Raw genomic sequence first — 13,703 nt, 5'->3', positions numbered from 1 at the left:
CGCGGAGCGAAGCGAAGCCAGTTAGCTCTGTTCCGTGACCGGGCATCTCGACGTCGCGCTGCTCATCGCGGCCGCGGTGCTGCTGGTGGCGGTGGCGGCGGTGCGCCTGTCCACCCGGCTGGGGCTACCCAGCCTGCTCGTCTACCTGGCGCTCGGCATGGTCCTCGGCGAGGGCGGCCTCGGCATCCGCTTCGACGACGCCGAGCTGACCCGGACGCTCGGCTTCTGCGCCCTCATCGTGATCATCGCCGAGGGCGGCCTCACCGCGCGGTGGAGCACGCTGCGGCCGGTGCTGGGGCTCAGCGCGTTGCTGGCGACGGTCGGCGTGGTGGTGAGCATCGCGGTGGTCGGCGTGTGCGCACACCTGATCTTGGGTCTGAATTGGCGATTGGCGCTGTTGTACGGCGCCGTGCTGTCCTCGACCGACGCCGCCGCGGTCTTCGCGACCCTGCGCCGCATGCGGCTGCCGTCGCGGCTCGTGGCCACCCTGGAGGCCGAGTCCGGCCTCAACGACGCGCCGGCGGTCCTGCTGGTCGTGCTGCTGAGCGCCACCGGGGTGGCCATGCACCCCTGGTGGTACGAGGCCCTGATCGTCGTCTACGAGCTGGCCGCCGGCGCCGCGATCGGGCTGGCGGTGGGCGCGGCCGGCCGGTGGACGCTGCGGCGCGCGGCCCTGCCCTCGGCCGGGCTCTACCCGATCGCGGCGGTCGCCCTCACCGTCTTCGCCTACTCGGCCGGCGCGGTGGCCCACGCCTCCGGCTTCCTCGCCGTCTACGTGGCCGGGGTGATGCTCGGCAACGGCCGGCTGCCGCATCGCCGGGCCATCCTCGGGTTCGCCGACGGCCTCGCCTGGGTCGCGCAGATCGGCCTGTTCGTGCTGCTCGGACTGCTCGCCTCGCCGGGCCGGCTGGGCGGCGCGCTGGTGCCCGCGGTCGTCGTCGGGGCGGCCCTGGTGCTGCTCGCCCGGCCGCTGTCGGTGATCGTGTCGGCCGTGCTGGCCCGCCCGTTCCGCGTCCCGCGCCGGCCCGGCCGCTATGCCCTCACCGGCGCCTGGTCCTTCGGGCGGCGCGGAGATCCGCGGACCTTCCGGGTGGGCTGGCGGGGCACGGCGTTCCTGTCCTGGGCCGGGCTGCGCGGCGCGGTGCCGATCGTGCTGGCCACCATTCCCCTCTCGGCGGGGACGCCGGGCGCGGACGGCCTCTTCGACGCGGTCTTCGTGCTCGTCATCATCTTCACGTTGCTGCAGACCGGCACGCTCGGGCCGGCGTCGCGCCTGCTGCGGGTCACGGCGCCGCACGAGCCGGCCGAGATCCACGTGGAGACCGCGCCGCTCGAGAACATCGCCGCGGACCTGCTGCAGCTGGACGTGGCGCCCGGCTCCCGGCTGGCCGGCGTGCACATCGACGAGCTGCGGCTGCCGGCCGGCGCGTCGGTCACCCTGGTCGTGCGGGACGGCGCCGGCTTCGTGCCGGGTCCGGACACCCGCTTGCGTACGGGCGACGCCCTGCTCATCGTGGCGACGGCGGCCGTGCGGGACATCGCCGAGCGGCGGCTGCGCGCGGTGAGCCGCCGGGGCCGGCTGGCCCGCTGGTTCGGCGAGGAGGGCCGCGAGGAACCGGCCGGCCGGTGAGCCGAGCGGTAAGGTATCCGACTGGGGGATTTATGACCTTTACTCCCACAAGATCGGAAGCACTTGTTGTCGCTGCCGGATACGTTCCGTATCCTTGCCACCCTCCGGAGTGCGCGGCGGTCGGTTCAGCCGCGCCATTTGTGCAGGTGGGGCACGATCTACGGGTCCCGGCACCACCGTCGCGGTCGGGGGGCCGCGGCCGGCACGACAAAGGGGACCCTGCCCCGGGTCCGAAGACCGCTGATCGCCGCGCCGGGGGGTGCGGCTGAGGGAGCGACCATGGCCAAGTCAACCGACACCGGCACGACCACGACCGCCAAGGCCGCGACGAAGCGGACGCGCACCGCGGCCGAGACCGAGAAGATCCGCGCGGCGCTGGTCGAGCGCCGCGACGAGCTGCAGCGCGAGTACGACAACTCGCTCAGCGAGCTCACCGAGCTGCAGCGCGACCGGCTGGCCGATTCGGCCGGCGACGACCAGGCCGATACCGGCACCAAGACGTTCGAACGTGAGCAGGAGATCACTCTCGCGAACAATCTGCGGGACCGGATCACACAGGTGGAACGCGCCATCGACCGGCTCGGCGAGGGCAACTACGGTTGGTGCGAGCGGTGCGGCAACCCGATCCCGGTCGAGCGACTGGCGGCGTTCCCCTCCGCTACCCTCTGTGTGTCCTGCAAGCAGCTGGAGGAACGACGCTGAACGCCGACGAGGCAACATCGGCCGAGGTGACGCCGGAGCCGGGCACCCGGCCGCGGTTCAGTGGCCGGGCCATCGTGGTGCTCGGGATCACCGCCGTCGTCGCGGTGGCGCTCGACCAGTGGGTCAAGTGGCTGAGCACCGAGCATCTGACCGAGGGCGAGCCCGTACGCATCCTCGGGGGTTTGATCTATCTGTCCCTGCTGCGCAACAGCGGGGCGGCGTTCAGCCTGGGCAGCGACCACACCTGGGTGTTCCCGGTGATCACCTTGGTCGTCATCGGCTGGATCGCCTACATGGCGACCCGGCTGCGCTCGATCCCGTGGGCGATCTCGCTGGGGCTGGTGCTCGGCGGCGCGTTCGGCAACCTCGCCGACCGGCTGTTCCGCGCGCCCGGCCCGTTCCGCGGCCACGTGGTCGACATGATCAGCGCCTTCGCGCCGTACGGGGAGAAGTTCGCGGTGTTCAACATCGCCGACAGCTGCCTGACCGTGGGCGTGGTGCTGGCCGTGCTCCTCGAGCTGACCGGGCGGCAACGGGACGGTCGTCAGGTCGTACGGAAAAAGCCGGAGGTGGCGTGAGCGAGCGCACCGAGCGCGAGTTGACCGCCTCGCGTGACCAATCGACCGAGGGCCACGAGTCCACGCCCAGTGGAACAGCACGGTGACCCAGCGCTCCCTGCCGGTGCCCGACGGGCTGGACGGCATGCGGCTCGACCAGGCCGTCTCCCGGTTGTTCGGGCTCTCCCGCACGGCCGCGGCGAGCCTGGTCGAGGCCGGTGACGCGCTGGTCGACGGCTATCCGCGGCCCAAGTCCGACAAGGTCAGCGCCGGCTCCTGGCTCGAGGTCACGCTGCCCGCGCCGGCGTCCGCGCCCACCGTCGTGGCCGAGCACGTCACCGGGCTGACCATCGTCTACAGCGACGACGACATCGTGGTGGTGGACAAGCCGGTCGGCGTGGCCGCGCACCCGAGCCCCGGCTGGACCGGGCCGACCGTGGTCGGCGGCCTGGCCGCGATGGGGCAGAACGTCGCGACCAGCGGCGCGGCCGAGCGGCAGGGCGTCGTGCACCGGCTCGACGTCGGCACCACCGGGCTCATGGTGGTGGCCAAGAGCGAGCTGGCCTACAGCGTGCTCAAGCGGGCGTTCAAGGAGCGCGAGGTCGACAAGCGGTACCACGCGGTGGTCCAGGGCCACCTCGACCCGCTGCGCGGCACCATCGACGCGCCGATCGACCGGCACCCGACCGCCGACTACCGGTACGCGGTGATGAACACCGGCAAGCCGAGCGTCACCCACTACGACACGATCGAGGCGTTCCGCGCCGCCAGCCTGGTCGACGTGAAGCTCGAGACCGGCCGCACCCACCAGATCCGGGTGCACTTCTCGGCGCTGCGTCACCCGTGCGTCGGCGACCTCACCTACGGCGCCGACCCGACGCTCGCGGCCCGGTTGAAGCTGAGCCGGCAGTGGCTGCACGCCCGAGAATTGGGGTTCCTCCACCCCCGAACGCACGATGAGGTTCGGTTCATCAGCGATTACCCTGACGACCTGAAGTACGCGCTCGACGTCCTTCAGGACGCGAGCTGACCTCGGGAGCTTTGTCACATGGGACCCGCGGATGGTGTGCGGGGACCGGTGGTCGGCGCCGTGCTGCTGCGGGCAGCGATCGGACTCGCCGTCGTGTCGGCCTTCGCCCTGCTGCTCGCGGCGCTCTGGGTCAGCCAGCGTGACGACCCGCCACCGGATTCGCCCCTCGGCGATCTGGTGCGCGTCGGTGTCGTCCAGGGCCAGTCGGTGCCGGGATACCTGCGCAACTCGCGCGCGGAGCTGTCGGCGCTGACCGGCCCGTCGGCGCCCGCGGCCGGCGACACCTGGGCGCTGGTCAGCCTGGACAAGTACGTGACGCCGGGCGCGCTGCCCGCCCTGTTCGAGGCCGCGGCGGTGGGCGAGGTCTACGCCCGGGTGCCGCTGGCCGGGAAGCACACCCAGGTGGTGCGGATCCCGGTCCTCCGGCTGCCCGCCGACGTCATGTCCGGCATGCTCGACGCGGCGCTGCAGCGCGACCAGGAGAAGGCGGAGTACCTCCAGCTCGGGCGGCGGCTCATCGGGGACGACGCGAACGTGGCGCGGGCCCGCCGGGCGTACGAGTCGGCGGCCGCTCAGGCGGGGGCCGAGGCCGACGCGTACCGGTCGGGGTGTGCCTGTGTCTTCGCGGCCGTGATCCGCGCCGCCCCGGCCGGGTTGCAAGCGGTCGCGGAGAGGCCGGGCGTGCGAGCGGTCGATCCCGCGCCCGAGGTGCGACAGCTGGATCACGCGGAGTTCCGGCCGCTGCTGCCCGAACAGGACGGGACGATCCCGGCGGAACCGAGCGGATCTCCGATTCCTGTGCCAAACGCCGGTTCAGCCATTGCCTCGCGGACACCCGCGCCGATACTGTCTTCGTCCGGGCTCCCTGTGACGTCGGACTCACCGGCGAGTTCCGTTGCCCTGACCGATCCTTCTACCGCGGCGCCGTCCGCAATAGAGGCGAGTGCTGCTGCAGCACCTCGAGGCCCTTCCGCGCGTTAGTTCTCTCGTCCGCGAAACGTACGGATGGCCACTCGATCACGACCGTGGCGCCGAAGTTCGATCAAGGAGAATGACCGGGGATGGTCGGTCGGGCAGTGGCCCGAATAGGGTTCGCTCCGTAGCCTGTCATGGGCAACGAGGCACCGTGGGCATCACCGGGAGTTTGGGCAGGGAGGACGAGCCGTGGATGGGACCGAGACCGGCTGGGGCCGGCCTGCGGAACCAGCCCCGCGTTGGCGGGCGCTGCTCGACCGGGCCCGGCACGGCCGTGCCGCCGACGAGCAGCCCGAGCCGGAGCGCGAGGCACCGCCGCCGCCCCAGCAGCAGCAGTTCGGGCAGCCGTTGCCGCGACGGCCCTACAATCCGCTGGATTCCCGTGCGTCTCAGCATGCGCCGTCGTATGAGCCGCCCTCCTATGAGCAGCCGGCGTACGAGCAGCCGCGCCCGGTGCCGCCGCGGCCGCCGATCAATCCGCTCGACCCGCGGCACCAGGTGCGCGCCGCGGCCGCCGCCGCGCCGCCGGCCGCCCCGGCTCCCGCGTCCGCGCCGCCGGTCGAGCAGCCGCACAGTTATTTCAGTCCCTCGCCGGCGCGCTCGGCGCCGGTGGCCCCGCCGCCTCCGCAGCGCGACTACCCCCAGATCCGCGCGTCCGCCGCGCCGGTGCGCCCGCCGGCTCCGGCGCCCGCCCCGGCCCCTGCCCCGGCTCCCGCTCCGGCACCCGCGCCCACCTCGCCGGCCGGCGCCCGGATCGAGTGGCGGCAGACCCAGCCCGACAACGAGCTCGAGCGGGCCATGGCGGTGCTGCGGCGCAAGCTCGGCAAGCCGCGCGTGCTGGCCTTCGCCAACCCCAAGGGCGGCGTGCACAAGACCACCGCGACCGTGCTGGCCGCCGCCACCATCGGCAGCGTCCGCGGCCGTGGCGTGCTGGCCTGGGACGACAACGAACTGCGCGGCACGCTCGGCCTGCGGGCCGGCAGCGCCCGGCACGCCCGCACCATCAAGCACCTGCTGGCCGACCTCATGCAGATCGAGGCGCTGCACGGCGACGGGCTGCTCTCCGAGCTCGACAGCTACCTGCGGCACGCCGCCGACGGCTCCTACGACGTGCTCGCCGGCGAGGAGAATCCGCGGTTCGCCCAGCGGCTCGACCAGGGCACCGTGCGCCGGGTGATGGACCTGCTGCGCCGCACCCACGACGTGATCTGCGTCGACACCGGCAACAACGTCGAGAGCGTGAACTGGCAGACCGTGATGCGCCAGGCCGACCAGCTGGTGATCACCACGGTGCCGCGCGAGGACGCCGCGTTCACCGCCGACTGGATGCTCGACGTGCTCGACGAGAGCGGCATGGGCGACCTGGTCTCCAGCGCCGTGACGTTGATCTCGTGCCCGTCGCCGGGGCCGCTGCCGATGCTCAACGACTTCGCCAAGCACTTCGCCACCCGCACCCGGGGCGTGGCGATCGTGCCCTATGACCCGTCGCTCGAGGTGGGATCGTCGATCGAGTACCAGGACCTCCAGGCGGAGACCAAGCAGGCGTGGCTCCGGGCCGCCGCCATGATGATCGAACCCTTCGCCGAGTGACGCTCGAATCTGTCGTACCGGCGGACTAGAGTCGCGGGGTCACTACAACTCAAGGGGGTCCTGGGGTGTCTGACTCGTTCGTGCATCTCCACGTGCACACCGAGTATTCGATGCTCGATGGGGCCGCCCGAGTCAAGGAACTGCTCGCCGAGGCGTCCCGGCTGGGCATGCCCGGCGCGGCGATCACCGACCACGGCAACATGCACGGGGCGTATGACTTCTACACCCAGGCCACGGCCGCCGGGATCACCCCGGTCATCGGCGTCGAGGCGTATGTGGCGCCCGAGTCCCGCCTCGACAAGGCCCGCATCAAGTGGGGCCGCCCCGAGCAGAAGGGCGACGACGTCTCGGGTAACGGCGCCTACACCCACATGACGATGTGGGCGCGCAACGCGGTCGGCCTGAAAAACCTCTTCCGGCTCAACTCGCGGGCGTCGATGGAGGGCCAGCTCGGCAAGTACCCGCGGATGGACTTCGACATCATCGCCGAGCACGCCGAGGGCATCATGGGCACCACCGGCTGCCCGTCCGGCGCGGTGCAGACCCGGCTGCGGCTCGGCCAGTTCGACGAGGCGCTCAAGTCCGCGGCGATGTATCAGGAGGCCCTGGGCAAGGACAACTACTTCCTCGAGATCATGGATCACGGCCTCTCGATCGAGAAGAGGGTCCGCGACGGCCTGCTCGAGATCGGCAAGAAGCTCGGCATCCGGCCGCTGGTCACCAACGACTCGCATTACACGTACGAAGCGCAGGCCGAGGCCCACGACGTGCTGCTCTGCGTGCAGACCGGCAGCAACGTCGCCGACCCCAACCGGTTCCGCTTCGACGGCAACGGCTACTTCGTCAAGTCGGCCGACCAGATGCGCGCCGTCGACTCCTCCGAGGCCTGGCAGGAGGGTTGCCGCACCACGCTGCTGGTGGCGGAGAAGGTCGACACCGACGGCATGTTCACCTTCAAGAATTTGATGCCCCGGTTCCCGATCCCCGAGGGCCGCACCGAGGAGGAATACTTCCGCGAGGTGGCGTTCGAGGGCCTGCGGCGGCGCTTCCCGGACGGTATTCCCGAGACGCACCTCAAGCAGGCGGAATACGAGCTGGGCGTCATCATCCAGATGGGCTTCCCGTCGTACTTCCTGGTGGTGGCCGACTTCATCCAGTGGTCCAAGCGCAACGGCATCGCGGTCGGCCCGGGTCGTGGCTCGGCGGCCGGCTCGCTGGTGGCGTACGCGATGGGCATCACCGACCTCGATCCGCTGCCGCACGGCCTGATCTTCGAGCGGTTCCTCAACCCTGAGCGCATCTCGATGCCCGACGTCGACATCGACTTCGACGAGCGCCGGCGCGGCGAGGTGATCAAGTACGTGACCGACCGGTGGGGCGAGGACAAGGTCGCGCAGATCGCCACCTTCGGCACGATCAAGGCCAAGGCCGCGATCAAGGACGCGGCCCGGGTGCTCGGCTTCCCGTTCGCGGTCGGCGACCGGATCACCAAGGCGATGCCGCCGGACGTGATGGGCAAGGGCATCCCGCTGTCCGGCATCTTCGACCGGGAACACAAGCGGTACAGCGAGGCGGGCGAGATCCGCACGATGTACGAGCAGGACCCCGACGTCAAAAAGGTGATCGACACCGCGCGGGGCATCGAGGGCCTGATCCGGCAGACCGGCGTGCACGCGGCCGGCGTGATCATGTCGGCCGAGCCGATCATCGACCACATCCCGCTGATGCGCCGGGCCTCCGACGGCGTGATCATCACGCAGTTCGACTATCCGACGTGCGAGACGCTCGGCCTGCTCAAGATGGACTTCCTGGGCCTGCGCAACCTGACGATCCTCGACGACGCGGTCAAGAACATCAAGCTCAACCACGACCTCGACCTCGACCTGCTGCAGGTGCCGCTGGACGACCCGGCGGCATACGAACTGCTCGCGCGCGGCGACACCCTGGGCGTGTTCCAGCTGGACGGCGGGCCGATGCGGTCGCTGCTGCGGCTGATGAAGCCCGACAACTTCGAGGACATCTCCGCGGTGCTGGCGCTGTATCGGCCCGGCCCGATGGGCGTCGAGTCGCACACCAACTACGCCCTGCGGAAAAACAAGCTCCAGGAGATCACCCCGATCCACCCGCAGCTCGAGGAGCCGTTGCGCGAGATCCTCGAGCCGACCTACGGCCTGATCGTCTACCAGGAGCAGGTGCAGCGGGCCGCGCAGATCCTGGCCGGCTACAGCCTGGGTCAGGCCGACCTGCTCCGGCGCGCCATGGGCAAAAAGAAGAAGGAGATCCTCGACAAGGAGTTCATCCCGTTCCGGGACGGCTGCCGCGAGCGCGGCTACTCCGACGAGGCGATCCAGGCGGTGTGGGACGTGCTGGTCCCGTTCGCCGGGTACGCGTTCAACAAGGCGCACTCGGCGGCGTACGGACTGGTGTCCTACTGGACGGCGTACCTCAAGGCGCACTATCCGGCCGAGTACATGGGCGGTCTACTCACCAGCGTCGGCGACGACAAGGACAAGATGGCGATGTATCTGGCCGAGTGCCGGCGCATGGGCATCCAGGTCCTGCCGCCCGACGTCAACCAGTCCGCCGGGCCGTTCACCCCGGTCGGTAAGGACATCCGGTTCGGCCTCGCCGCGGTCCGCAACGTCGGTCACAACGTGGTCGAGGCGATCGCCCGGTGCCGCCAGGAAAAGGGCGAATACCAGGACTTCTACGACTTCCTGTCCAAGGTGGACGCGGTCGCCTGCAACAAGAAGACGATCGAATCCCTGATCAAGGCCGGGGCGTTCGACTCGATGGGGCACACCCGCAAGGGCCTGCTGGCCGTGCACGCGGAGGCCATCGACGCGTACGCGGATGTGAAGCGCAACGAGGCGGCCGGTCAGTTCGATCTCTTCGGCGCGTTCGGCGACACCCAAGGCGGGGGCAGCGCGGCCACGGTAGCGATGCCGACGATCGGCGACAGCGAGTGGGACAAGCGCGACAAGCTGGCCTTCGAGCGCGAGATGCTCGGCCTGTACGTCTCCGACCATCCGCTCGCGGGTCTCGAGCAGCTGCTCGCCAACGCGGCCGACACGACCATCGCGGCGCTCAACGAGGAGGGATCGGTCCCCGACGGCCAGGTGGTCACGCTCGCGGGCATCCTCACCGGCGTGCAGCGGCGGATCACCAAGCAGGGCCGGGCGTGGGCGTCGGCGACCCTCGAAGACCTGGCCGGCGGGGTCGAGACGCTGTTCTTCCCGAACACGTACGAGGTGATCGGCCAGTACATCGCCGAGGACGCGATCGTGGTCGTCAAGGGCCGGGTCGACCGGCGCGACGACACCCCGCGCATCATGGCGATGGACATGAGCCTGCCGGACATCAGCCACAACCCCGACAGCAAGCCGGTCACGCTCACGATGCCGATCACCCGGTGCACGCCGCCGCTGGTCTCCGAGCTCAAGGAGATCCTCACCAGCCACCCCGGCGACTCCGAGGTCCACGTCCACCTGCAGAACGGCAGCCGCACCACGGTGCTGCGGCTCGGCGCCGTCCGGGTGGCGCCGACGCCGGCCCTGCGCGCCGACCTCAAGACGATCCTCGGCCCGTCCGCGGTCGCCTGAGTTTCGCCAGGTGGGTTCGGGTGAGCCGGGGCGAGCACGACGTTTCGCGAGCGAAGCTGGCAGGATCGTAGGGTGAACCCGAGTCAGGAGCCGGCCCGGAGCCCGGAGCCGGCGCAGCCGCCCGGCCCGCCGTCACCCGATCCGACGGCGGACCCCGGCGCCTACAGCCCCGCCGGCGGCTATGAGCTCGCGCATCCCACCGGGCCGGGGGCCGGCTTCGCGGCGAAGTGGTGGGGGATCGCCGCGGCGCCCCGCCGGCCGTGGAAGCGGACCGCGTCGGTGGCGGTGCTGAGCGCGGTCGCCATCTTGGTGCTGGGCGGGCCGCTGGGCCTGCTGTGGGCGTGGATCGCGCCCCACGTCCCGGTCGTCGCCACCGGGAAGGAGATCGTGGTTAACGACCCGTCCCCGGAGGAGTACATCGCGGCCGACGGCTGGTACACGCTGCTCGGGCTCGGCTTCGGCCTGCTCGTCGCGGTGATCGCGTGGCTGGTGCTGCGTCGTGACCGCGGGCCGTACCTGCTGCTCGGCGTCGTGGCCGGCACGCTCGGCGCGGGCTATCTGGTGGCGCCCTGGGTCGGCGAGATGATCGGCCGGAGCGGGTACGAGCAGTGGCGCGAGACCGCGGTCCGCGGAGCGACGTACCTGGCGCCGCCCGAGGTGCACTCCATCGGCCCGATGCTGGTGCCGGCGTTCGCGGCCGCGATCGTGCTCACCCTGCTGGCCGGCTGGTCCAACGACCCCGACCTCGACGAGCCCGGCGCCAAGCCCGGCTACGGTCCCAACGCGGCCGCCCACCACGGCACGCCACCACCTTGGCCCGGCACCACCGCGGCAGAGCCGCCCGGCCACCCGCCGGCCGTGCCCGGCCACGCGCCCCCGGCCTTCGGGCACCCCGCAGCGGAGGGGTCCGGCCATCCCGGCGCGGAGGTATCCGGCGATTCGTCGGCTGGGCGCGGGCGGCCCGGTCCGGGGCCGTCCGAGCACGCGTCGGCCCATCCCCACGCCGCACCGGAGCCGCCGCGCGCTTGACCGGCCGCGTCCCCGCGGGACGAGCCGTTGTCGATCGCGACAAGCTGCCCGCCCGGGGGGCCGCGCCGGAGCGGCCGCGCTCTTGACGCGCGCGCGATCTTGATGATCCGCCGCGCGGAACGAGCGGGAAGTCATCAACGGTGAATTGTTGCGCCTGCCTGAGCGGCCTCGCTCGGCGGGCTAGCCGCGATCTTGATTAGCCGCTGTCAGCCGCGAACGGCAACTCATCGGGGCGCGGGGTGCAAGTCGCCGGGCGCGGGGCGTGCAGGCGTTGGGTGCGGCCGCGAGCGAGCGTGCGGGCGAGACGGTGCGGGCGAGACGGTGCGGGCGAGACGGCGCGGGCGACAGGGCACCCAGCGTCAGGGTGCGGCGGGTGCTTGGTCAGTTGGGGCTGGCGGGGCGGGCCAGGTCGGAGAGCGGGACCGGGACGGCGCGGACCCGGGCCAGCAGGCCGGCCTCGCGGTTGAGCAGCTTGAGCTCGGCCCGCAGCCGGGTCGCCGTGTCGGGGGCGGCCAGGAGGAGCTGACGCTCGTCGGTGGTCAGCTGGGCCGTGGCGGCGATCAGGTGGGACAGGACCGTCGGGTCGCCGGGGACGGTGTCGATGACCTCGGAGTCGGGACGCAGCAGGTCCAGGTACGTACGGAAGGCCGCCAGCGCCCTGGGCGCGAGCTGGGCCGCGGTCTCGTCGGGCGACTCGTCGGGTAGCCACTCGACCTTCGCCGTCAGGTAGGGCTCCTCGCCCTGGCGGACGTCGACCAGGGTGAAGCGGCGGCGGCCGACGGTCATGATGTCGAAGCGGCCGTCGGGCAGCTCGGTGACCTGGCGCAACTCGGCGGTGCAGCCGACCGGATAGAGGTCGTCGAGCCGGACCGGCGGCGGCTCGGGGACCGGGCCGTCCTCGGCCTCGGGGGACGGCGCCTCGACGCCGCGGCGCAGGGTGACCACGCCGAACTCGTGCGGGCCGTCCTCGGGGCTGGCCACGAGCTCACGCACCAGCGACCGGTAGCGCTCCTCGAAGATGTGCAGGGGCAGCACGAGCCCGGGAAACAGCACCGTACCCAGGGGGAACACCGGTAGCCGCTCACTCACCAGCTCAGCCTATCGGCACCCCCTCCATGGTCAACCCGTCCGGGAGCGCGCGGCGGACGCGGGTGGAAGTGATCACCGTCCCAAGGCCTGGGCCGGGCTGTGGCCGACGAGGAGATCACCGGTTCGCCGCCTAGAATTGGCGCGTGCTGAATCGGACTGACCTGCGCGGGTCCCAGAGGGACCCGCGCGGACTGCTGCCCCGTGCCCGGCTCGACGTCTCCGCTGCCGTCGAGCGGATTCGACCCACTGTCGAGGCGGTCCATCAGCATGGCTTCGGCGCGATCAAGGAGGCCACGACCAGGTTCGATGGCGTCGAGATCGAGCGGTTGCGGGTGCCGCGCGCGGCGATCGCGGCGGCGGCCGAGAGCCTCGACCCCGAGGTCCGGGCCGCGCTGCTCGAGTCGATCAAGCGGGCCCGCAAGGTGCACGCCGACCAGCGCCGGTCCGACGTGACCACCCGGGTGGTGGACGGCGGCACGGTCACCGAGCGGTGGGTGCCGGTGAGCCGGGTCGGCCTGTATGTGCCGGGCGGCCTGGCCGTTTATCCGTCGACCGTGGTGATGAACGTGGTGCCCGCGCAGGAGGCGGGCGTCGAGGGCCTGGTCGTGGCGAGCCCGCCGCAGAAGGAGAACGGCGGACTGCCCGACGCGCGGGTGCTGGCGGCGTGCGCGCTGCTCGGCGTCGACGAGGTCTACGGCGTCGGCGGCGCCCAGGCGATCGCGATGCTGGGCTACGGCTCCGACGGGGTGGATGCCGAGGACCGGTGCGAGCCGGTGGACGTCATCACGGGTCCGGGCAACATCTGGGTGACGGCGGCCAAGCGGCTGCTGCAGGGGGTTGTCGGCATCGACGCCGAGGCCGGTCCGACGGAGATCGCGATCCTGGCCGACGAGACGGCCGATCCGCGGCACGTGGCGGCCGACCTGATCAGCCAGGCCGAGCACGACCCGATGGCGGCGAGCGTGCTGGTCACCGACTCCGAGGCGCTGGCGGCGGCGGTCGAGGCCGAGCTGACCCGGCAGGTGGCATCGACCAAGCACGAGCAACGGGTGCTGACCGCGCTCACCGGCGAGCAGTCCGGCGTGGTGCTGGTCGACGACCTCGAGCAGGGGTTGCGGGTGGTCGACGCGTACGCGGCGGAGCATCTGGAAATCCAGACGCGCGACGCGCGGCAGTGGGCCATGCGGGTCCGCAACGCCGGCGCGATCTTCGTGGGCGCCTGGTCGCCGGTGTCGCTGGGTGACTACGCGGCCGGCTCCAACCACGTGCTGCCCACGGCGGGCTGCGCGCGGCACTCGTCCGGCCTGTCGGTGCAGTCGTTCCTGCGCGGCATTCACGTCGTCGAGTACGACGAGCCCGCGCTGCGCGACGTCGCCGGCCACGTGGTGGCCCTGGCCAACGCCGAGGACCTGCCGGCGCACGGCGACGCGGTGAAAGTTCGCCTTCAGTCCGATCACGGGCGGCGGGCGGGGCGGTTGGACGGGAGGTTCACCCAGTGA

Annotated in this window: 10 protein-coding genes; 9 read left to right on the top strand and 1 reads right to left on the bottom strand. The window is 71.7% G+C overall.

Annotation, left to right across the window (positions count from 1 at the left end):
- The first annotated feature begins 34 nt into the window (after window positions 1-34).
- From ACFQS1_RS04605 to ACFQS1_RS04570, 8 genes are all read left to right on the top strand, one after another.
- Window positions 35-1,630, top strand: coding sequence for a potassium/proton antiporter (locus tag ACFQS1_RS04605; RefSeq protein ID WP_378964780.1), 1,596 nt, complete (start codon window positions 35-37; stop codon window positions 1,628-1,630).
- 279 nt (window positions 1,631-1,909) lie between these two features.
- Window positions 1,910-2,332 carry a TraR/DksA family transcriptional regulator gene (locus ACFQS1_RS04600; protein WP_378964779.1) on the top strand — a complete coding sequence of 141 codons (423 nt, stop codon included), beginning with the start codon at window positions 1,910-1,912 and terminating at the stop codon, window positions 2,330-2,332.
- A gap of 26 nt (window positions 2,333-2,358) precedes the next feature.
- Entirely contained in the window at window positions 2,359-2,910 is a 552-nt protein-coding gene (lspA, locus tag ACFQS1_RS04595) for a signal peptidase II (protein ID WP_378964778.1), read from the top strand.
- A gap of 124 nt (window positions 2,911-3,034) precedes the next feature.
- Window positions 3,035-3,919 (top strand): RluA family pseudouridine synthase, encoded by an 885-nt coding sequence (locus tag ACFQS1_RS04590; protein ID WP_378965022.1) that lies wholly within the window; start codon window positions 3,035-3,037, stop codon window positions 3,917-3,919.
- A gap of 18 nt (window positions 3,920-3,937) precedes the next feature.
- The gene (locus tag ACFQS1_RS04585) at window positions 3,938-4,900 is read left to right on the top strand and encodes a hypothetical protein (RefSeq protein WP_378964777.1); all 963 of its coding nucleotides are present in this window, start codon (window positions 3,938-3,940) and stop codon (window positions 4,898-4,900) included.
- Window positions 4,901-5,083: 183 nt separating this feature from the next.
- Entirely contained in the window at window positions 5,084-6,484 is a 1,401-nt protein-coding gene (locus ACFQS1_RS04580; protein WP_378964776.1) for a MinD/ParA family ATP-binding protein, read from the top strand.
- 65 nt (window positions 6,485-6,549) lie between these two features.
- A complete protein-coding gene (dnaE, locus tag ACFQS1_RS04575) occupies window positions 6,550-10,086 on the top strand; it encodes a DNA polymerase III subunit alpha (protein WP_378964775.1) in 3,537 nt (1,178 codons plus the stop codon).
- A 72-nt stretch (window positions 10,087-10,158) separates the two neighbouring features.
- Window positions 10,159-11,115 carry a hypothetical protein gene (locus ACFQS1_RS04570; RefSeq protein WP_378964774.1) on the top strand — a complete coding sequence of 319 codons (957 nt, stop codon included), beginning with the start codon at window positions 10,159-10,161 and terminating at the stop codon, window positions 11,113-11,115.
- Between the two features lie 381 nt (window positions 11,116-11,496).
- On the opposite strand, the gene ACFQS1_RS04565 is transcribed toward ACFQS1_RS04570, so the two are convergent.
- Window positions 11,497-12,204, bottom strand: coding sequence for an LON peptidase substrate-binding domain-containing protein (locus ACFQS1_RS04565; RefSeq protein WP_378964773.1), 708 nt, complete (start codon window positions 12,202-12,204; stop codon window positions 11,497-11,499).
- A gap of 143 nt (window positions 12,205-12,347) precedes the next feature.
- Between ACFQS1_RS04565 and hisD the strand changes: the two genes are divergently transcribed.
- Window positions 12,348-13,703, top strand: a complete 1,356-nt coding sequence (gene hisD / locus ACFQS1_RS04560; protein ID WP_378964772.1) for a histidinol dehydrogenase — start codon at window positions 12,348-12,350, stop codon at window positions 13,701-13,703.

The sequence above is a fragment of the Paractinoplanes rhizophilus genome, assembly GCF_042664765.1.
GTDB lineage: Bacteria > Actinomycetota > Actinomycetes > Mycobacteriales > Micromonosporaceae > Actinoplanes > Actinoplanes rhizophilus.
The sequence above is the reverse complement of the archived record's forward strand: the minus strand, read 5'-3'. Positions and strand labels throughout refer to the sequence as shown.

Bases quoted from the DNA above. Each gene is read 5' to 3' on its own strand.
- ACFQS1_RS04600 (WP_378964779.1), top strand. From the start codon at position 1,910: ATGGCCAAGTCAACCGACACCGGCACGACCACGACCGCCAAGGCCGCG.
- ACFQS1_RS04590 (WP_378965022.1), top strand. From the start codon at position 3,035: ATGCGGCTCGACCAGGCCGTCTCCCGGTTGTTCGGGCTCTCCCGCACG.
- ACFQS1_RS04585 (WP_378964777.1), top strand. From the start codon at position 3,938: ATGGGACCCGCGGATGGTGTGCGGGGACCGGTGGTCGGCGCCGTGCTG.